The 21,441-nt window shown below is 29.1% G+C and carries 20 protein-coding genes; 8 read left to right on the top strand and 12 right to left on the bottom strand.

Annotated elements, in window-relative coordinates; all coding sequences use genetic code 11:
* Positions 1-93: 93 nt before the first annotated feature.
* From rluF to ACH2BC_RS06340, 5 genes are all read right to left on the bottom strand, one after another.
* Positions 94-918 carry a 23S rRNA pseudouridine(2604) synthase RluF gene (rluF, locus tag ACH2BC_RS06360; protein ID WP_395053151.1) on the bottom strand — a complete coding sequence of 275 codons (825 nt, stop codon included), beginning with the start codon at positions 916-918 and terminating at the stop codon, positions 94-96.
* A gap of 243 nt (positions 919-1,161) precedes the next feature.
* Positions 1,162-1,965, bottom strand: a complete 804-nt coding sequence (locus ACH2BC_RS06355) for an alpha/beta hydrolase (RefSeq protein WP_395053150.1) — start codon at positions 1,963-1,965, stop codon at positions 1,162-1,164.
* A 125-nt stretch (positions 1,966-2,090) separates the two neighbouring features.
* Positions 2,091-2,870 (bottom strand): zinc ribbon domain-containing protein, encoded by a 780-nt coding sequence (locus tag ACH2BC_RS06350; RefSeq protein ID WP_395053149.1) that lies wholly within the window; start codon positions 2,868-2,870, stop codon positions 2,091-2,093.
* 3 nt (positions 2,871-2,873) lie between these two features.
* Complete coding sequence (locus tag ACH2BC_RS06345) at positions 2,874-3,989, bottom strand: Nif3-like dinuclear metal center hexameric protein (protein WP_395053148.1); 1,116 nt, start codon at positions 3,987-3,989, stop codon at positions 2,874-2,876.
* Between the two features lie 59 nt (positions 3,990-4,048).
* A complete protein-coding gene (locus ACH2BC_RS06340) occupies positions 4,049-4,612 on the bottom strand; it encodes a hypothetical protein (RefSeq protein WP_395053147.1) in 564 nt (187 codons plus the stop codon).
* Positions 4,613-4,726: 114 nt separating this feature from the next.
* On the opposite strand from ACH2BC_RS06340, the gene ACH2BC_RS06335 reads away from it, so the two are divergent.
* From ACH2BC_RS06335 to ACH2BC_RS06320, 4 genes are read left to right on the top strand one after another with little or no spacing between them, the layout of a single operon-like run.
* Positions 4,727-4,978 (top strand): DUF2683 family protein, encoded by a 252-nt coding sequence (locus ACH2BC_RS06335; protein ID WP_395053146.1) that lies wholly within the window; start codon positions 4,727-4,729, stop codon positions 4,976-4,978.
* Positions 4,960-5,241 (top strand): Txe/YoeB family addiction module toxin, encoded by a 282-nt coding sequence (locus ACH2BC_RS06330; RefSeq protein ID WP_395053145.1) that lies wholly within the window; start codon positions 4,960-4,962, stop codon positions 5,239-5,241. Before ACH2BC_RS06335 ends, ACH2BC_RS06330 begins: the two co-directional genes overlap by 19 nt.
* A 4-nt stretch (positions 5,242-5,245) precedes the next feature.
* A complete protein-coding gene (lpxK, locus tag ACH2BC_RS06325) occupies positions 5,246-6,283 on the top strand; it encodes a tetraacyldisaccharide 4'-kinase (protein WP_395053144.1) in 1,038 nt (345 codons plus the stop codon).
* Positions 6,255-7,067 (top strand): purine-nucleoside phosphorylase, encoded by an 813-nt coding sequence (locus tag ACH2BC_RS06320; protein WP_395053143.1) that lies wholly within the window; start codon positions 6,255-6,257, stop codon positions 7,065-7,067. The genes lpxK and ACH2BC_RS06320 overlap by 29 nt, the downstream gene beginning before the upstream one ends.
* Here ACH2BC_RS06320 and ACH2BC_RS06315 read toward each other — a convergent pair.
* From ACH2BC_RS06315 to ACH2BC_RS06295, 5 genes are all read right to left on the bottom strand, one after another.
* Positions 7,064-9,238 (bottom strand): ATP-binding protein, encoded by a 2,175-nt coding sequence (locus ACH2BC_RS06315; protein ID WP_395053142.1) that lies wholly within the window; start codon positions 9,236-9,238, stop codon positions 7,064-7,066. The two genes, ACH2BC_RS06320 and ACH2BC_RS06315, sit on opposite strands and share 4 nt — an antisense overlap.
* A gap of 41 nt (positions 9,239-9,279) precedes the next feature.
* A complete protein-coding gene (gene gap, locus ACH2BC_RS06310; RefSeq protein ID WP_395053141.1) occupies positions 9,280-10,275 on the bottom strand; it encodes a type I glyceraldehyde-3-phosphate dehydrogenase in 996 nt (331 codons plus the stop codon).
* Between the two features lie 65 nt (positions 10,276-10,340).
* Complete coding sequence (locus ACH2BC_RS06305) at positions 10,341-11,291, bottom strand: DUF6624 domain-containing protein (RefSeq protein ID WP_395053140.1); 951 nt, start codon at positions 11,289-11,291, stop codon at positions 10,341-10,343.
* 95 nt (positions 11,292-11,386) lie between these two features.
* Positions 11,387-12,256 carry a lipoyl synthase gene (gene lipA / locus ACH2BC_RS06300; RefSeq protein WP_395053139.1) on the bottom strand — a complete coding sequence of 290 codons (870 nt, stop codon included), beginning with the start codon at positions 12,254-12,256 and terminating at the stop codon, positions 11,387-11,389.
* Positions 12,257-12,902: 646 nt separating this feature from the next.
* A complete protein-coding gene (locus ACH2BC_RS06295) occupies positions 12,903-13,175 on the bottom strand; it encodes a hypothetical protein (RefSeq protein ID WP_395053138.1) in 273 nt (90 codons plus the stop codon).
* 756 nt (positions 13,176-13,931) lie between these two features.
* Between ACH2BC_RS06295 and ACH2BC_RS06290 the strand changes: the two genes are divergently transcribed.
* From ACH2BC_RS06290 to ACH2BC_RS06275, 4 genes are all read left to right on the top strand, one after another.
* A complete protein-coding gene (locus ACH2BC_RS06290) occupies positions 13,932-17,363 on the top strand; it encodes a type ISP restriction/modification enzyme (RefSeq protein ID WP_395053137.1) in 3,432 nt (1,143 codons plus the stop codon).
* 214 nt (positions 17,364-17,577) lie between these two features.
* A complete protein-coding gene (locus tag ACH2BC_RS06285) occupies positions 17,578-18,189 on the top strand; it encodes a transposase (protein ID WP_395053136.1) in 612 nt (203 codons plus the stop codon).
* Positions 18,190-18,384: 195 nt separating this feature from the next.
* Positions 18,385-19,011 carry a hypothetical protein gene (locus ACH2BC_RS06280; RefSeq protein ID WP_395053135.1) on the top strand — a complete coding sequence of 209 codons (627 nt, stop codon included), beginning with the start codon at positions 18,385-18,387 and terminating at the stop codon, positions 19,009-19,011.
* Between the two features lie 111 nt (positions 19,012-19,122).
* Positions 19,123-19,932, top strand: coding sequence for a lysophospholipid acyltransferase family protein (locus tag ACH2BC_RS06275; protein ID WP_395053134.1), 810 nt, complete (start codon positions 19,123-19,125; stop codon positions 19,930-19,932).
* A 181-nt stretch (positions 19,933-20,113) separates the two neighbouring features.
* Here the strand turns inward: ACH2BC_RS06275 and ACH2BC_RS06270 are convergent, their stop codons facing one another.
* Together ACH2BC_RS06270 and ACH2BC_RS06265 are read right to left on the bottom strand one after the other, a co-directional pair.
* Complete coding sequence (locus ACH2BC_RS06270; RefSeq protein WP_395053152.1) at positions 20,114-20,734, bottom strand: hypothetical protein; 621 nt, start codon at positions 20,732-20,734, stop codon at positions 20,114-20,116.
* A 7-nt stretch (positions 20,735-20,741) separates the two neighbouring features.
* Complete coding sequence (locus tag ACH2BC_RS06265) at positions 20,742-21,236, bottom strand: RNA polymerase sigma factor (protein ID WP_395053133.1); 495 nt, start codon at positions 21,234-21,236, stop codon at positions 20,742-20,744.
* Positions 21,237-21,441: the final 205 nt, after the last annotated feature.

Raw genomic sequence — 21,441 nt, 5'->3', positions numbered from 1 at the left:
TATTTTCAATGGACATTTTTTTTGTAATGTACGCTCTTGAAAATGGGTAAAGTTATATTGTGATTTTCTTTATGATTTTAAATTTGAAAATTCTTACGAATTGTTTCTTCTAAAATTTTTATCATTAAAATTACTATTGTTGTTTCCGTTAAACTTTGGCGATGATGTTTCTGAATTAAATTTTGGCAAACTTGCTTCTTCTGTTTTACTACTTGGCTCTATTAGTGTGTTTAATTCTGTAATTTCATTACTTGTTAAATCTCTATAACGACCAAGTGGAACATCTAGTGAGATATTTATAATTCGAGTTCTTTTTAATGCAGTAACTTCATAATCAAGGTATTCGCACATTCTACGAATCTGTCGGTTTAAACCTTGTGTTAATATAATTTTAAATACATTGTTACTAACTTGTTCAACTTTACATTTTCTGGTAATGGTTTCTAGAATTGGAATTCCGTTAGCCATTCTTTCTATAAATCTATCGGTTATTGGACGATTTACGGTTACAATATATTCTTTTTCGTGATTGTTTCTTGCGCGAAGTATTTTGTTTACGATATCACCATCGTTAGTCATAAATATCAATCCTTCACTGGCTTTGTCTAATCTTCCAATTGGAAAAATGCGTTGCGAATAATTAATATAATCTATAATATTGTCTCTAACGTCTAGGTTTGTAGTGCATTCTATTCCTGATGGTTTATTGAATGCTAAGTAAATTGGTTTTTCGGTTTTTTCTCTAATTAATTTTCCGTCAACTCTAACTTCGTCATTTGGTGTTACTTTGGTTCCCATTTCTGGAATTATTCCGTTTATGGTTACACGACCGTTTTCTATAAGTTTATCTGCTTCTCTTCTTGAGCAAAAGCCAGTTTCTGATAAAAATTTGTTCAATCGTGTTAATTTTTCTTCCATTGTGCAAAGATAGTTTTTTATGATTGAAGAAGGAAGAGTTTTAGATGGAAGATGGAAGTGAGAAGATTTTTGATTTAAAAATTTTGATTGTAGATTTATGATTTTAAATAAATTAAATTTCATAAATAAATATTCCAAAAGAAAATCTCTAGTCCAGAGTGCATGGATAAACAAATTGTTTTTTTCTAACAATTTTTTAGGAAGGAATGCTGGAAGAAGCCATTATAAATAAAGACCAAACGTTTATGCTTCTTCTAAAAAAGCTAAAATTTTTGTGTACAATTCGTCGCTGTGCAAGCTGTGTCCAAGTTGTGAGGTTTCTATAAATGTGACATTTTTAAAACCTTTGGCAAATTTTTTTCCTTCTTCAAATGCTACAACTTTGTCGTTTACATCGTGTGCAACTAGTGTTTTTAATGGAAGATTTTGAGCAAATTTTTCTCCAGAAAAATCGTTAACTTTTATATTAAATTTGTCTTCAAACTTCTTTAGCATTAAGGTTTTAACTTTATTGTTTAAGCTTAACATTTGAAGGTAATTTTGTAATATATTTTTTAAATCGGAAGGTGCGCCAAGCAGAACCAATTTTTTAATAATTGTGTTTGGATATTTTACCTGATGATATACGCAAGCTGCGCCACCAATGGAATGTCCAATTAAAATGTGTGGTTTGTATTTTTGTATAGCAATTTCTAGAAACTCAGTGTAAAGTGGTACATTAAATTCTTTTCCCGAACTTAAACCGTGCGCTGGAGCATCAATTGCAATTATGGTTTTGCCAGTTTTTTTTAGGTAAGGCAAGGTTTTTTTCCAGCGAGATGCGTTGCTTTCCCAACCATGAACTAGTAAAATTACTTCATCGTTTCCTCTCCAAGTATACGTTTGAAATTTATGATGTTGGTATTCTAATGTTTCTTGAATTGCAGTTGCAAGAGTTTTTGGAATATTTTCTAGTAAAATTCTACCTTTTCGTGGTTGACTAAAGATAGAGTAGGCAAGGTGTTTGGCTTTTTCTGGTGCAAAAAAACTTAAAAAATTAATATACAATCCAAGGGATTTTGTAAGAAGGAAGTATTGTAGCTTTTTCAAATGATTTTTTTTGAAAGTAATTATATTTTTATAAAGGTATAAATTTTATAAAAAAAAACCACGCTATTAACGTGGTTTGTATTTTACATTTTTGCGAAAAGTTTTTCCATTTTTTCTTTCTCTTCATCGGCAAGAGCTGCATCAACTAATATTCTTCCTGAATGTTCGTCGGTGATAATTTTTTTACGAGCTGCAATTTCTACTTGAATTTGTGGCGGAATTGTAAAAAATGATCCGGCAGAAGCACCACGTTCTATACAAACAACAGCCAAACCATTGCGAACAGAACCACGAATTCTTTTGTAAGCTGCAAGTAAACGCTCTTCAATTAATCCTTCGTATTCTCCAGATTTTTGAGAAAGAAACGTTTCTTCTTTTTGAGTTTCAGACATTATATCGCTTAACTCTGCTTTTTTATGTTTTAAATGTGTAGATTTTTGTTCTAATTTTTCTTTAGAACTAGAAACAACTTCTTTTTTGTGTTCAATAGAAGCTTTCATCTCTTTTATTTGCTTTTCTGTCAATTGAATTTCAAGTTCTTGAAATTCAACTTCTTTAGTCAACGAGTTAAATTCTCTATTGTTACGAACGTCTTTTTGTTGTTCGGTATATTTTTTTATTGCAAGTTGATGATTTTCAATTGCATTTTTCTTAGATTTAATACTGTCTTCAATAGTTACTAAATCGCTTTGTAATTTTTCTAAACGTGTAGTTAATCCAGCTACTTCATCTTCTAAATCTTCAACTTCTAAAGGCAATTCACCTCTTACGTTTCTAATTTCGTCAATTCTTGTATCTATAATTTGTAAATCATATAGCGCTCTTAATTTTTCTTCAACGCTTAATTCTTTTGTAGTAGCCATATTTTAAAAGTACTTTACTGGATTTGTATTTTCTTGTGATAAAACAATTTTTACTTGTTCTAATAAAGGTGCAAAATTAGTAATTTTTTCTTTAAGAAAATCAACAATATAATCTTTTGTATATCTTTCGCTTTCAAAATGTCCAATATCTGCTATAAGTATTTGATTTTCAGATTCATAAAACTGATGATATTTTAAATCGGCAGTTAAAAAAGCATTTGCACCTTGCGCAATAGCATTTGCTATAGCAAAACTACCTGAACCACCAAGAACAGCGACTTTTTGAACATTTTTTTCTAAAAATTTACTGTGTCTTATTCCGCCACATTGCATTTTGTCTTTTACGAATTGAAGAAAATCTCTTTCAGATAATGGCGTTTCTAGCTCGCCAATCATTCCTAAACCAATGTTTTGATGTGCGTTTCGAATGTCATAAACTTCGTAGGCAACTTCTTCATAAACGTGATTAGAGAATAATGCTTTTAAAATTTTAGATTGTAAGTGTTTTTCAAATGTTACTTCAATTTTTATTTCATCAGTTTGTGTTAGTTCGCCTTTTTTTCCAACTACAGGATTGCTATTTTCGTTTCCTTGATAGGTAGAAAATCCGTTAGAATTAAAACTACAATTTTCATAATTTCCAATTGTTCCTGCGCCAGATTGAAACAATGAGTTTCTAAGTTTGTCTGCATTTTCTGGAGTTGTATAGGTTATTAATTTCTGAATAAAATTAGTTTTCGGAATTAATATCTTGCAGTTTTTTAATCCTAAAGCATCACAAAAAATCTTGTTTACACCATTTTTATGATTGTCTAAAGCGGTATGAACGGCATAAATTGCAATGTCATTTTTAATAGCTTTTATTACAGCGCATTCTACATAATTTTTACCAGTAATTTTTTTTAATCCAGAAAAAAGTATCGGATGAAAACAGATTATTAAATTGCAATTAGTAGTTATTGCTTCGTCAACAACACTTTCTAATGCATCGTGACATACTAAGATTCCTGTAATTTCATTTTCTTTATTGCCAACTAATAATCCTACGTTGTCAAAATCTTCTGCGTAAGCTAATGGCGCAAGTTCTTCTAGAATTGGGTATAAATCTTTTATTTTCATTTATTATTTTTTTAATCTGAGCTGGTTTCAAAATCTTACAATTAGTACTTGTTTATTTTTTAAGTTGACCATTCATTTAAATATTCCTTAATTATCCAAACGCCATTTACATTTTCTAACAATAAAAAACTACTATTATTATGTTCAATGTTTCTGTAAAAAGCTACTTTTACTAAGCAATATTTAGTTTCAAAATACATTGGTTTGCTCACAATCATTAATCTTTGATTGTTGTCATTATATCTTTTAGAAACCTTTTGATAGTCTTCTAACGACAAACAATTATTGACTTTACTTTTTAAATATTGATTTTGATTATTAAAAATTTCTATAATTTCAGTATTCCAGTTTTCTTCTACTTTATTGGCTACTTGTTGTTTAATAATTGCCGCGTTTTTTTTAAGCAACTCACTTTTAGAAATTACTTCAAATGTTTCTTCATTATTTGGCGCTTTGTTGCAGTACAAACTTAAATATTGCAATCTGTTTTTTACAATTACTTTTTCGTTTTTAAAGTACTTAGTTAAAAGTACTTTTAAAATCGCTGCATCTTGATTGGCTTGAGAATATCCAAAATTGAAAATCCAAAATAAGACAAGAGAAACTATAAATTTTGTTTTCATTTTTTACCCTTAATTTAAATTCAAAGATAAAAAAATGTTACTTTCGTAGTATGTTTATTTTCAGAAATAAAAATTGTATGGTTTTTGTATCTTTGTATATCTAAATTTGTTGCTATGACTGTATTAACTATCAAAATTAACCAACGCACAAAAGCAGGAAAAGCTTTTATGGCAATGTCTGAATCTTTTTTTAAAGGTCTAAATGGTATTGAAGTTATTGAAGAACATCCTAAAAAAGAGAAAATTCTAGCTAAAAGTATTTACAGCGATACATTTATTGCAAAAATGAAAAAAGCTAAAGAAGAAATTAAAAAAGGAAATACAACACGTTTAGATCCAAATGATGTATGGGGAAGTATTTTGTAGAGTTTGATCCTAAAGCTCGAAAAGATTTGCAAGCTCATTACAAATCTGGAAATAAATCTTCTATTAAAAAGATTAAAAAAATACTCTTAGAACTTACTGAAAATCCATTTATTGGTGAAGGTCAACCTGAGGAATTAAAGTATGAATATGTTGGATATTGGTCTAGAAGAATTAATCTAAAAGACAGACTAATATATAATGTTAATGAAGATGTTGTAACCGTTTATGTAGTTTCTGCAATGGGAAATTATTCTGATAAATAAATCTATGAATCTCATTCGCAAACTACTATTTCCATTCTCCATTTTATATGGAATTATTACTTCTCTTAGAAATTTTCTTTTTGATAAAGGGATTTTAAAATCGTATTCGTTTGATTTACCAATAATTGTTGTAGGAAACCTTAGCGTTGGTGGCACAGGAAAAACGCCTCAAATTGAATATTTAATTCGTTTATTATCTGATAAATATAAAGTAGCAACTTTAAGTAGAGGTTACAAAAGAAAATCTAAAGGTTTTTTATTGGCAAATGCTTCTGCAAATGCTGAAATTCTTGGTGATGAACCTTTTCAAATTCATAAAAAATTTCCTAAAATTCTAGTTGCAGTTGATGCTAACAGAAAAAACGGAATTGAACAATTAATTTCTCAAACAGAAAAACCGCAAGTTATTTTACTAGATGATGCTTTTCAACACAGAAAAGTAAAAGCAGGATTTTATATTTTGCTAACGTCATATAATGATTTGTTTTCTGATGATTTTATGCTTCCAACAGGAAATTTAAGAGAAAGTAGAAGTGGAGCAAAAAGAGCTGATTTAATAATTGTTACAAAATGTCCGAAAACTATTTCTGAATTGGAACAACAGAAAATTAGTGACGATTTAAAATGTTATTTATCTGAAAATAAAAAGAGTCAAATTTATTTTTCATTTATAGATTATGACCAAACTATTTATTCTAATACTAAACAATTGAAAGTTGAAGATAGTAAAAAGCAAACCAAACTTTTAGTTGCAGGAATTGCAAAACCAGAGTCGTTTTTTAATTATTTGAAAACAGAAAATGATGCAATTCTTGAATATAATGATCATCATAATTTTACTAATTCTGATATTTTAACAATAAAAAACAAAGCTCAAAACAATATAATTATCACTACCGAAAAGGATTATGTTCGGTTAAACGATAAATTGCAAAGTGATAAATTATTTTATTTACCCATAAAAAGTTCCTTTATAAATAATAGTTATACCTTTGACCAAACAATTTTAGATTATGTGGGAACAAGTTCAAGAAACCGTTAATTTTATTAAATCAAAAACAGGTTTTTCTCCAGAATATGGTATTATATTAGGTTCAGGATTAGGTAGTTTTACAGACGATATTGCGGTAGAATTTACTTTACCTTATGCTGAAATTCCAAATTTTCCAATAGTAACTGTCGAAGGTCATAAAGGCGCTTTAGTTTTTGGAACTATTGGCGCTAAAAAAGTAGTTGCAATGCAAGGAAGATTTCATTTTTATGAAGGATATTCTATGAAAGAAGTAACTTTTCCTGTGCGTGTAATGAAGTTTCTTGGAGTTTCTAAACTTATTGTTTCTAATGCTTCAGGTGGTGTAAATGCTAGTTATAAAGTAGGTTCAATTGTACTTTTAAAAGATCATATTAATATGATGCCAGAACATCCGTTGAGAGGAAAAAACGACGAACGTTTTGGTCCAAGATTTGTAAATATGAGCGAGCCTTTTAGTAGAAAAATGATTTTAAAAGCTAAAGAAGTTGCAACAAAATTAGAAATTGAAGTTCAAGATGGAGTTTATCTTGGTTTGCAAGGTCCAACTTTTGAAACCTTATCTGAATATAAAATGGTAAAAGCTTTGGGTGCAGATTGCGTTGGAATGTCAACCGTTCCAGAAGTTATTGTTGCACGTCATATGGATTTAGAAACGTTTGGAATTTCTGTAATTACAGATATGGGAAATGAAGAAAGTATTCACACAATAACTCACGAAGAAGTACTTCAAGCTGCAAATGAGGCAGAACCAAAGGTAAGAAAATTAATTAAAGAATTGATTGTTAGTTATTAAGATAAATTTTGTGCTATAACTTTATAGAAATTGTCAATATCAAATGGTTTAGTTAAAACATCTGTCATTCCATAAGATAGTAATATTTCTCTATTTTCATTTAATGAAATTGCAGTTAATGCTATAATTGGAGTTGTAGTATTGAATTTTCTAATTTGTTCTGTAGCAATTGTGCCGTTTATACCAGGTAAATGAACGTCCATTAAAACCAAATCGAAGTCGTGTTTTTCTTTTAATATTTCTACACATTCTTCACCATTATCAACAATTCTACAAATCATACCTTTGTTTTCTAGCATTTTTTTAGTAATCATTTGATTGATTTTGTTGTCTTCAACTAATAGAATTTTCTTGTCTTGAATAACTTTTTCGTCAAATTTATTTTCTTTAACATTTATTATTACATTTTCGCCAACTTCAAATGGTAATGAAAATGAAAATGTAGAACCTAATCCAACTTTACTATTTAAAGAAATTTTGCCTCCAAGCAGTTCAATCAATCGTTTTACAATGGCTAAACCCAAACCTGTTCCACCATATTTTCTATTAATTTCTATTGAACCTTGAGAAAAACTATTAAAAATTTCTTCTTGTTTATCTTCTGGAATACCAATACCATTATCGGCAACTTTAAAAGAAATTACAACATTTTTATTTTCTGAAGAATCTAATTTTGCTATAACTTTTACATAACCACCTTTTGTAAATTTTAGTGAATTATTTATCAAATTCATAAATATTTGAGACAACTTAGTAATATCGCCAATAATATTTAATGGTACAGATTCTTCAATTTCTAAAGTAACACTATTGTTGTTTTCAATAGCAATTTCTTTAAACGAATTCTGAATATCTGTAAGTAAAGAAACTAAATTAAAATTAATCTTTTCTATAGGAATATTATTAGATTCAATTCTATTAATTTCTAAAATATCATTTATAAAAGTTAATAAATAATTACCTGAAAATTTTAAAGAATTTAGATAATTTATCTGACTTTCTTTAGGATTTTCCTCCATTAAAAGATGTGTAATTCCGTTTATTGCATTTAATGGAGTTCGCAATTCGTGGCTTACTGTCGATAAAAAATCGGCTCTGGCATTCGATGCAAATTCGGCTTTTTCCTTAGCAATAAATAACTCGTTATTCTTTTCTTGTAAAAGAGCATTAGATTGATTTCTTATAATATTATTCTTATATAAGGACAAACTCAATAATGACAAAATAGAAATTAATGCAATGGCAAGAATACTTATTAATTTGGCAAATGAATTTGCTTTTTGCTGACTTTTATTTTCTTTATCAATTTGTTCAATTAATTTTAATTTTTCAGAATCTTTAAAACTGTCATAATCTTCAACTCCAATTTTTTTGTTGTTAATTAATACCAAACTATCTTTTAATTGCAAATGTTTTTTTAAGAAACTAAGCGATTTATTTATGTCTAACGAATTTTCGTAAACTTTACTTAACGCCAAAACAATTTTAGTTTTAGATTCTAAATTATTTTCTTTTTTACTTAGTTCTAATGCTCTGTTTAAGTAATTTAAAGCCAGGTTATTTCGCTTTTTAGATAATTCTATTTCTCCGATATGATAAAGTGCTTCTGTTTTTAACTTGTTAGAATCATCACCTTTTTCAATACTAACAATTCGTACAAATAAAGGTAATGCCAATTCATATTTACCTTTTTCTTTATAAATAATTCCTCTTTGAAGATTTAAGGTTTCAGTTGCAGCAGTAATTTTTAGCTTTTCATAAATAATTTTTGCAGTGTCAAAATTCTTTTCTGCCATTACATAATTATTCTTTTGAAGATAACAAACACCAATACTATAATGTGTAAATGCTTGTTGTGCAGAATAATCTAATGTTGAATAAATAGTAATACTTTTTACCAAAACTTCAAGTGCATCGTCATATTTTTCTATTTCAAGATAGGTAATTCCTAAGTTAGAATAACTATCGGCAATAGCTTTTTGATTATTAGATTTTTTGGCAAAATCTAAAGCTTTTTGAGAAAATTCTAGACAATTTTTATAATTATTTAGCGATTTATTAAATTTAACCAAAGAAATATAATAGTTTACGCTATCAATTTCTACACTAGTTTTAATAGTGGAGAAGGTAAAAAGAGGAAATAATAAAATGAATAACAAGAATTGCTTCATTTTGTTATGTATTTTTATTGTTGAATTACAAATTAATGAAATTATTTAGAAATTAGAGTAATTAAATCGATAATTCTACTAGAATAACCAATTTCATTATCGTACCAACCAACAACTTTTACCATTTTATCAATAACAGATGTCAATTGCGAGTCAAAAAGGCATGAATTTTTATTTCCAATAATGTCTACAGAAACTATAGAATCTTCGGTATAATCTAGAATTCCTTTTAAATTTGTTTGCGAAGCAAGTATAAAAGCGGCATTAATTTCTTCAATTGTAACTTTTCGTTTTACATTAAAAGTAATATCGGTCAACGAACCATCAGGAACAGGAACTCTAATGCCACAACCACCAATTTTACCTTCCATTTCTGGAAAAATTTTGGTCAAAGCTTTCGCTGCGCCAGTAGTTGTTGGCACAATAGATTGACTTGCGCCACGAGCACGACGTAAATCTTTATGTGGTTGATCGTGCAAACTTTGATCTGTTGTATAGGAATGAATTGTAGTAATGTATGCTTGTTCTACGCCACATAAATCATTAATAACTTGAATCATTGGCGCAGCATTGTTGGTAGTACAACTTGCGTTGGAAATTATTTTCTCTGTTCCGTCAAGAATATGTTCATTTACACCAAGAACCACAGTTTTAACAGAATCAACTTCGCTTGGCGCAGAAAGAATTACTTTTTTAGCTCCAACTAAAATGTGATCATTAATTTCTTCAAATGTTTTATATTTCCCTGTACTTTCTACAACAATTTCTATTTTTAAATTAGTCCAATTTAGATTCGAAATTTTTTTCTCGTGAAAAAACAAATATTCTTTTCCATCTACAACAATTGCATTTTCATTAAAAGAGCAAGAATAAGGTAAAATGCCATGAATACTGTCATATTTGGTTAAGTGAGCCATTGTTTTGTTGTCGGCAATGTCATTTATGGCAACAACTTCTATAGTAGGATGGTTTAAAAGTAATCGAAATAAGTTTCGTCCAATTCTTCCAAATCCATTAATGGCAATTCGTGTTTTCAATAGGTAAAGTTTGTTTAAAAAAGTTTTAAAAGTTTAAGAGTTTAAAAGAGTTTAAGAAATTAAAACTATTTAGTCATTTTTTCTAGTTCTGGTAAGTCTTTTTTATACTGTTCTACATTCCAAGTTAAATTCCAATTTTTAATATATTCTTCAATACTATCTAAGCCAACTTCTTCTCTTCTTTTGTTTACATTATCTGGATCTTCCAAAGGCAAAACATATTGTGTATTAGTTTTTAGATTTGTCCCAATTTGACTTCCATAAATTTGTTTTCTGCCTTCTCTTAAAGCAATTCTGTCTTCCAATAATGCTAAAGAACTTGCATCAGCATTACCTTTTTTAACTGCTTCTTTCATCATTGGCAAATACTTTTGCTGTATTGCAAGATCAGAATGTTGAATAACTAAAAATAAAGTAGAGTTAGCTTGTTGACCAATCTTATCTTTTCCAACCCAACCTTTTGTATCTAATATTTTTATAATTTTAATTAAATTTATACTGTCTTTGAATTTAATAATTTTCCACAAACTATCTATTTTTTTTCCATAATAAACACCTTTTTTATCTGCCGAATTTAATAAAAGTCTTTCAACTTGATCGTCTTTATAAATTTCTAGCAACTCTTTTTGCAAAGGTTTGTCATAATTTGCTTCAAGAAATTCTAATTTTTTTTCAAGTTTCTTAACAACTATATTCCATTTTTTATCAGAATATAAATTAGTTAAATCTGAATCTGTTTTTAAGTGTTCTAAGTTGGTCCAACCATTATCAACAGATAAATTCAGCCAAGTAAATGCATTTTTTTTATCGTTTGCTAATGCAGCAGCACAAGCGCCATTATATAAAGTATTGGGATTTTTACTTTCAATTTTAAATGCCTTAGCAAAAAAATCTGTCGATGATTTGAAATTTGTAGCTTGATAACAAGAATCAGCTTTTTTTATTAACTCTTTATAACTTTGACCATAAGAAGAAAAAATGGTGACAAATAGGGTAAATACTATAATTTTTTTCATGTTATAATTATTTATTGATTAACAGAATATCTTCAAACTTCCATCTTCCAAACCTCATATGTAAAACTTCGTACCTCGTATATAAAACCTCGTACTTACAAAATATGTTTCGCCGCATGATAACTAGAACGCACCAAAGCACCACTTTCTACGTGACGAAAACCCATTTCTTTTCCAATTTTTTCATACTTTTCAAACTGGTCAGGATGAATAAATTCTTTAACAGGCAAATGTTTCTTACTTGGTTGTAAATACTGACCAATAGTAACAATATCTACATTGTTATTTCTTAAATCTTGCATTGTTTCAATAACTTCTTGCTCAGTTTCACCAAGTCCAAGCATAATTCCAGATTTGGTTCTCTTAATGCCTTTTTCTTTTAAATATCTAAGAACTTCTAAGCTTTTATCATATTTTGCCTGAATTCTAACTTCGCGAGTCAATCGTCTTACAGTTTCAACGTTGTGCGAAACAACCTCTGGATTGGCTTCAACAATTCGGTCTAAATTGCGTTCATTTCCTTGAAAATCTGGAATTAAAGTCTCCAAAGTCGTCTCTGGATTCATTCTACGAATTGCTTCAACAGTTTCTAACCAAATAATTGAACCCATATCTTTCAAATCATCTCTGTCAACACTAGTAATTACAGCGTGTTTAATGTTCATAATTTTTATAGAACGCGCCACTTTTTCTGGCTCATCCCAATCAACAGTTTCTGGTCTTCCAGTTTTTACACCACAAAAACCACACGAACGCGTACAAACATTTCCTAAAATCATAAAAGTTGCCGTTCCTTCACCCCAACATTCGCCCATATTTGGGCAACTTCCAGAGGCACAAATAGTATTTAATTTATACTTATCAACCAATCCGCGAAGCTCAGTATATTTCTGACCAATAGGTAATTTAACCTTCAGCCATTTGGGTTTACCTATTGGTAACGTATTTTCTAAAACAAGTTCCATAACCATAATTTAATACAGCAAAGATACTAAAAGAATGACTATTTTAAGATTTCACTATTAGTTTTATGATTTGTTTAGTAACGAATGGCTTGGGTTTTATTTATCAACCATTTTCCTGCCTTTCATTCTATTTCCGATGAAAAATCGGAAGATGCCATTTCAGTCAGGGTTAATTAATTTTTGTATTGCATTTTTGTAGCGTAGTTTTTACCACTTTTATTTCTGACGAAGGAAGAATCTCATTAAAATACTTGCGCAAACTAACAAAACTGCTAAGTTCATAAAGATTCTTCCTTCGTCAGAAATGTAAAAGTTACTTAATTCGGTAACGGATTTATATGGGATGACAATGTTGTGGAAAATATTTATTTGAAGTTTTTTATTGAGATTCATCCTTCGTTAGAATGACAAGATTGTGGATTTAAAGAAATATTATGAAGATAGAAAAAGGGATTACTCCGTTGTGAGTTATCCCTTTTTTACTGGATTCTTATTAGTTGAAGCTTAATCCTTTAATGAGGATATATTCTGTTGATAAAATACTATATTGTGATTTTACCATTTCTTTAATGGCATTGGCTTTTTGGGTTAATAATTCAAAGGATTGCTGGCGGTTTACTATTTTGGGTTTATATTGTGTTAATTTTTAAGTTACTCCATTGCTTTTTGCAAGAGCATCTTGATAGGTTGCTTGTAGTTGTGAAATTTTAATGGCTGTATTGGATGGTTCGTAGTTGGTGCCAAAACTTATTAGTAATGTGATTATGTCTTGAAAGTTTTGGAGTTGACTGCCATAAGATTTTTCATAGGAGCTTATTGTAGTTGTATCTGCGTTTTTGGATATTGCTTTGGTTTTTGCACCCCTAATTTTAATAATTAGTTGTGTAACATCTTTTGCTTGTTGTGAATTTTTATTCATTTTTGCTCTTACAAATGAGCCAATTGGTGATAATAGTTTACCAATTGAATTTGGTTCTACAATAAAAAGTTTGCGACGTTCGAATATGGCTAGTAGGTATTCGTTTTGGGCATTGGTATGCTCTGGTTGGTTAAATATAACTGATTTATTAGATCTAGCAGAATTTCTGGTTTTAGTGATGTTTCACCTGAGTCATAACTATTAAAATTGATTAATGATTGATAAAGTTGCTCTGCTTTTGCCAAACGTGCTACAAAGTATGCTTGCGATGTAGATGCTATAATTATATGTATTAGATTGTTACTATTAGTTTTATGACTGTAAGATTTTTAGTTTATTATTTCTTTATATAAAGTTTAACTTATTGTGTTAAGAAATTGTAAAAGAAACGTTTAAGCAAGCCCTAGATGTTAATAGTTTTAACAAAGTGGTATGTTAGGAGCTACAAGAGTAAAGTTAGAAGCTACAAGAGTTAAAATGGGAGATTATAGTGTAAAACTGTGAGTTAAAAGAATACTATTATAGGACTGAAGTATGAAGTTAGTAGCATAAAGAGTAACTAATTTTGTTACTAGAGTAAAAATGTGCAACTGAAATTTAAAATTTACAAAAGTAAAATTAATTTAACTTTATTAAACTCTAACAAGATTAAACAACTATTGGCTTTTATGGACTTATTATTATTACTAGTTTTACGCATTAAAGATTGTAGGTATGGAATTTTTTTGATAGGTTTGGATTAATAATAGTATTTCAATGACATTACAGCAATACATCACCAAAATAAATATACTTTACAAAACAGGAAATGCTCGTGAACATTCCTATCGTGGCGATTTACAGAACCTAATAATGGCAATTTTGCCTGATGTTTTAGTTACCAATGAACCTGCAAGAGTAGTATGTGGCGCACCAGATTATGTATTAACTAAAAAAGATATTCCATTAGGTTACATCGAAGCTAAAGATATTGGCGTTGACCTTGCTAGTAAAACCTTAAAAGAACAATTTGACCGTTACAAAGCAGGTTTAACCAATTTAATTTTTACCGATTATTTAGATTTTCATTTTTATAAAGAAGGCATATTTGTAATTAAAATTGCAATTGCTCGTGTAGAAAATGGAACTATAATTTCTATTCCAGAAAATTTTGATCAGTTTACAAATCTTATTGTAAACTTTGCGCAAACTATTTCTCAAACCATTAAATCGCCAACAAAATTAGCGCAAATGATGGCAGGAAAAGCCAAATTAATGGCAGATGTTATAGAAAAATCATTAAATAATGATGATGAAAACGGAATTCGATCTAGCATAAAATCTCAAATGTTGTCGTTTCAACAAATGTTGATTCACGATATTGATAATAAAAGTTTTGCCGATATTTACTCGCAAACTATTGCTTATGGAATGTTTGCTGCAAGATATCACGACCCAACTTTACCCACATTTTCTAGAGAAGAAGCCGCAACCTTAATACCTAAAAGTAATCCGTTTTTAAGAAAATTATTTCAAGACATTGCAGGTTACGATTTAGATAACAGATTAGTTTGGATTGTAGAAGAACTGGTTTCAATATTTCTTGCTAGTGATGTTGCCGAAATTATGAAAAACTTTGGCAAAAGTACCAAGCAAGAAGATCCGGTAGTACATTTTTACGAAACATTTCTTGGAGAATATAATCCAGCATTAAGAAAAGCACGTGGCGTTTGGTACACACCACAACCAGTTGTAAATTTTATTGTGCGTGCGGTTGACGATATTTTAAAAACAGAATTTGGCTTAAAAGATGGCTTAGCCGACACAAGCAAAATAAAAATTAAGAAAAAGGCAATTACACAAACAACTGGTAAAGATGCTAAACTTAAAGAAGTTGAAACAGAAATTGAAGTTCATAAAGTACAAATATTAGATCCAGCAACAGGAACAGGAACTTTCCTTGCAGAAGTTGTACGTCACATTCATAAAAAATTTGAAGGACAGCAAGGCATTTGGAGCAAGTATGTAACCAACGATTTAATTCCAAGATTAAATGGATTTGAATTATTGATGGCTTCTTATGCAATGGCACATTTAAAAATGGACATGTTACTTACCGAAACTGGTTACAAACCCACAAACGACCAACGCTTTAGAATTTTCTTAACCAACAGTTTAGAAGAAGCACATCCAGACACACAAACGCTTTTTAGTAGTTGGTTAAGTGACGAAGCAGACCAAGCCAATGCCATTAAACGTGATGCACCAGTTATGGTAGTTATGGGAAATCCTCCGTATAGTGTTAGTAGTTCTAATAAAAGTGAATGGATTCAAAATTTAATTAAAGAGTACAAGAAAGATTTAAATGAAAGAAAAATAAATCTTGATGATGATTATATTAAGTTCACTCGTTTTGGACAACATTTTATAGATAAAAACGGAAGCGGAATATTAGCTTATATATCTAATAATAGTTTTATTGATGGAATTACACACCGTCAAATGCGAAAAAATTTATTAGAAAGTTTTGATAAAATTTATATTCTTGATTTGCACGGAAATGCTAAGAAAAAAGAAGTTTGTCTTGATGGTTCGCCAGATCAAAATGTATTTGATATTATGCAAGGTGTTTCTATAAACATTTTTGTAAAAACAGGTAATAAGAAAAAAGAAGAACTTGGAGAAGTTTTTCATTATGATTTACAAGGTAAACGAGATTTTAAATATAAGTTTCTTGAAGAAAATATTTCAAAATTAAATTGGAATAAATTAAATTTTGAAAAACCTTATTATTTTTTTGTTCCAAAGGATTTTGGTGAACAAATTGATTATGAAAAAGGATTTAAAGTTGATGAATTATTCAAAGAAAATGTTGCTGGAATTGAAACAATTAGAGATGCAATAACAATTCACTTTGATGAAAATTCATTAAAAAATGTTGTTAAAGATTTTATAGAATTAGATGAAAATGAAATTGCAAAAAAATATGATACTACCGACGCTAGAGATTGGAAAATAGGTAGAGCGAAAGACGATTTAAAAAATAATATTAATAATTCAAAAGTATGGCAAAATGTAAGTTATAGACCTTTTGATATTAGAAAAACTTTCTATTCAGGTAAACAAAATGGTTTTGTTTGTAATGGAAGATTTAATGTTATGAAACATTTATTAAATAATAATAATTGCCTCATTATTCCAAGACAAACAAGTCAAAATTGGCGTCATTGTTTTATAACTAATCAAATTTTCGAAGGAAATATTACTGCAAGCGCAAAATTATTTGGTACTGGAAATGGCTTCCCACTTTACCTTTACCCAGAAACCACAACCCAAAAAAGTTTATTAGAAGAAACAGCACGAACTCCTAATTTAAATATGGAAATTGTAAATGAATTTTCTAAAAAATTAGGCATACCGTTTGTTGCCGAGAAAGAAACATTTGCTAACGAAACCTTTGGTAACGATACCTTTGCCAAAGTTTCAAACTTTGGCAAAGGTGAAACTAAAAGCAACAAAATCGAAGCAGACTTTGGCAAAGTTGAAACTAAAAGTAATAAAATCGAAGCAGACTTTAGCAAAGTTGATTTCCAAGAAAACTTTGCACCAATAGATATTCTAGATTATATTTATGCCGTGTTGCACAGCCCAAGTTATAGAGAAAAATACAAAGAATTTTTAAAAATAGATTTTCCACGTGTTCCGTTTCCAGATGCCGTAGGGACAAGTCGCGACTTGTCCGTACATAATCCAGATATTGTTAATTCAAATCGCGAATTGTCCTTTCAAGACATTCAAGATAAATTTTGGAAATTAGTAAAATTAGGAAGCGAATTGCGCCAAATTCATTTGCTAGAAAGCGAAGTTGTAGAAAAAAGAATTACACAATTTGACATTGATGGTACTAATGTTGTTTCAAAACCTAAGTTTGTAAATTCTCCTCCTTTGGAGGAGTGTCCGAAGGACGAGGTGGAAAAAAATAATAAATTAATAGGCAACGTCTACATAAACGAAACGCAATACTTCGCCAACGTGCCAGAAGTAGCTTGGAATTTTTATATTGGTGGTTATCAACCAGCACAAAAATGGCTAAAAGATAGAAAAGGAAGAGAACTTACCACAGAAGATATTTTTCATTATCAAAAAATTATTGTGGCGTTGACTGAAACTGATAGAATTATGAAAGATGTTGATTTAATTGAGCTTTAATTTGTGTTACACCTTTGCCAAAGTTTTGAACTTTGGCAAAGGTTGAAAGAGAAATTTTGGTAACTGATAAAATTATGAAAGAAAATGATTTAATTGAGGTGTAATTTGAGTTACACCTTTGCCAAAGTTTTGAACTTTGGCAAAGGTTAAAAGAGAAACTTTAACAAAGGTTGACTTTAGCAAAAAGTTAAAAGATAAAAATTAAAAAAATAAAATGGACATACGAATTCAAAATTTAGAACCCGATTGTTATTTTCATATTTATAATAGAGGAATAAATAGTGCTAAAATTTTTGAAAATGATGAAAATTATAACTACTTCTTAAAACAGTTTTCAAAGTATGTTTTAAGTGTATCAGATGTTTATGGATATTGTTTAATGCCAAATCATTTTCATTTTATTATAAAAATAAAATCAAAAAAAATACTAGATAATTTTTTTAAAAACACTTTAAAATCAACAAATATCGTAAATGATGGTTTGCATTCAAATCATAATACAGCAAGTAAACAAATTAGTAAATTTATTAGTTCTTACACACAATCATACAACAAAGTTAATAACCGTCACGGTGGTTTATTGGAAAGACCTTTTAAAAGAAAAAAAATTGATTCAGAAGAATATTTAAGAAACTTAATAATTTATATTCATCAAAATCCAAATGATTTAAAAGTAGATTTTAGAGAATTTAAGTATTCATCGTACAAATCGATTTTATCAACATCTAAAACAAGTTTAATGAGAGATGATGTTTTGACTCTTTTTGATGGTGTAGAAAATTTTATATTTTGTCATAATAAAACAATAAAATTAGATTTAGAATAACAATATATTTGCCAAAGACTGAAGAACAGCTTTACCAAAGCTTGATTTGAATTACACCTTTGCCAAAGTTTTGAACTTTGGCAAAGTTTGAAAAAGAAATTGATTTAATTGAGGTGTAGTTTGAGTAACACATTTTCCAAAGTTTTAAACTTTGGCAAAGGTTGAAAAAGAGATTTATTTAATTGAGATATAACTATGTTCGACAACGATTTTAAAAAAGCAATACAAAACTTACCAAGCAGCGAAAAAGATAAACTTATTTTAAGATTATTAAAATGGGATTTAGCTTTAGCCAACAGATTATATTTTGAATTGGTAGATACCGAAACTGCCGAAGATAAAAGAGCAGAATTACAAAAAGAAATTTCTAAAGATTTAAAAAGAGCTAATGATAGATTTTATTCATTGGGTTACATCTTAATGGATATGCGAAATTTAAGCGGTTTAATTACAGAACATGTTTCTAAAACTAAAGATAAATATGGCGAAATAACGCTAAATATGCAATTGTTAATAGAATCTATTTCATTAAATAAACTGTATATTTTAAATTCTAAACCTAAAGATTCTTATACGTATTGTATTTATGTAATAGCAAGAGCATTCAAGATTTTATTATTAATTAACGCACAACACGAAGATTTACATATAGAATTTAGAGAAGATTTAAATAAACTTGGAAATTTAATTGGCGAAAACGATAAATTAATGCGCGTTGCAATTAATAATGGTTTAGATGTAAATTGGCTCATTCAATTTGAAATTCCAGAAAATATTGTAGCCATTCATAAAGAAATAAGAGCCAACGGATTTTTAAAATAATAATTAACTAGTATTTGGCAAGCACAAAATATTAAACAAGTTGAATGACTTTAGAAAAGCACAACTTTTAAAAATTGTTTTTGTAAATTTGCTATTCAATTTTTTAAAATTATGGGATTATTTAAAAGAAATCCTTTTGGACATATATTATTTATTAAAAAATGGCTCATTCGAATTTTTGGAGGAGTTACCCACAGACGTTACAGAGGTTTTAATGAACTGCAAGTAGATGGATCGGAAATTATTAGAGCATTACCAGATAAAAACGTGCTTTTTATATCCAATCATCAAACTTATTTTGCAGATGTTGTAGCCATGTTTCACGTATTTAACGCCAGTCTTTCTGGTAGAGAAGACAACATAAAAAACGTTGGTTATTTGTGGCAACCTAAATTAAATATTTATTATGTTGCTGCCAAAGAAACTATGCAAGCCGGATTGTTACCAAGAATTCTTGCCTATGTAGGTGCAATATCTGTAGAACGTACATGGCGAGCCAAAGGAAAAGATGTTACCGAAAAAAAAGATGTAAACCCTAACGATACCGAAAACATAAAAATTGCACTTGAAGATGGTTGGGTAATTACTTTTCCGCAAGGCACAACCAAGTCTTTTAAGCCAGTGAGAAAAGGCACTGCGCACATTATAAAACAACACAAACCAATTGTTGTACCTATAGTTATTGATGGTTTTAGACGATCGTTTGACAAAAAAGGATTGCGATTAAAAAAGAAAGGTATTCTACAATCATTTATCATAAAAGAACCACTTGTAATTGATTATGAAAATGATACAATAGAAGAAATTGTAGAAAAAGTAGAATATGCCATAGAGCAACATTCCTCATTTCTAAAAGTTATTCCTGCTGAGGAAATAGAAGAACAGGAAAAGCTGAACAAGCTAAGACAATGGGAATATTAAAATATTCTTTTTATAGTTCTTTTGGTAATTGTGTTAAATATTATATTTATTGTTTAAACCATTAAGTTCCGATAGCTTTCGGGATTAGTTTCATTAAGTATCAGTTTGCTTAATGAACCTTAACACCTTAATGGTTTATAAATCTACTTAAATGAATGTTTATAAATTAATAGAATCTATTTTACAAATCTATTTTCTTCAATTCTTTATAATTATTTAAAAGTCTTCGCAATAAAATTCCGTAAATAAGTCTGTAAAACAACCAAAAAACAACTAAGAAAAAAGCCAAGGCAAAAACGCACAATACGATAGAAAAAATATAAACCTTTTGATTTGTTAAAAGTTTATTAATTTCAGGATTGATGTTAAAAGCCAAAACAAATCCTATAATCATACTAACAGCAATCATTGCCAGATTATACCAAACATAATACTGTACTGTTTTTCTGGTTTTTAAAATATCGCTCATCAACTTCTTGGTAGAAGTTGTTGTAGAAATGGCAGCATAATTTTTATAGAATAAATAAATAAATACTGCAATTACACCATAATTAAAAATAGTTAAATATTTAAAATAGTCAATTAAATATTCGCTGTGTATTTCAACAAAATACTCATCGGCATTATAAATAACACTAATTAAGGTCCACAATAAAACCTCTACAATACTTATAACCAGTATCCATTTTACAATAGATGAGGAACCTTTATGTAGCATTTTATAAATGTCATCTTCGCTAATTTGACTAAAAGTATTTTCGTTTTTCTTCCAATCTTTTTTCAATAAATCCAATTCTTCCATCATACTCTTACGGATTTAATATTTTTTTTAATTTACCTTTAATTCTATTCATTTTCACTCGTGCATTTACCTCAGTAATTCCCAAAGTTTCCGATATTTCAGTATAATCTTTATCTTCAAGATACATAAAAATCAATGCTTTCTCAATGTCATTTAACTGATAGACAGCTTTGTACATCAACTTAATTTGCTCTTCTTCTTCAGTGTTATAATCTTCCTGCGAAATAAAAAAACTATGCTTTTCATAATCCACCGTTTGCACCGTTCTGGTACTTTTTCTGTATAAAGTAATGGCAGTATTCAGCGCAACTCTATATGCCCAAGTAGAAAATTTGCTGTCGCCTCTAAACTTTGGAAACGCCTTCCATAACTGAATTGTAATTTCTTGAAATAAATCTTTATGCGCATCACCATCATTGGTATACAACCTACAAATCTTGTGGATTATATTCTGATTTTCCTTTAATTGCTGCACAAAAGACTGTTCCAAACTTGCACTCATATCTACGTTAGTAAGCCAATTTTATAATTTGTTACAAGATAACTATTTTTTATTAGAACTTGTGCTGATGGATATCAGTACTTGTGCTGATGAATATCAGTACTTGTGCTGATGAATATCAGTAGCAAATGGCTTGCGCATTTTTATCAACCATTTTCCAGCCATCCATTTCAATCTGCTGTTGCGGTTTTTGCGAAGCAAAAAC

Origin of the sequence: Flavobacterium sp. (genome assembly GCF_043760115.1) — a bacterium.
Taxonomy (GTDB): domain Bacteria; phylum Bacteroidota; class Bacteroidia; order Flavobacteriales; family Flavobacteriaceae; genus Flavobacterium.
This window is presented reverse-complemented; position numbering and strand designations above follow the sequence as displayed.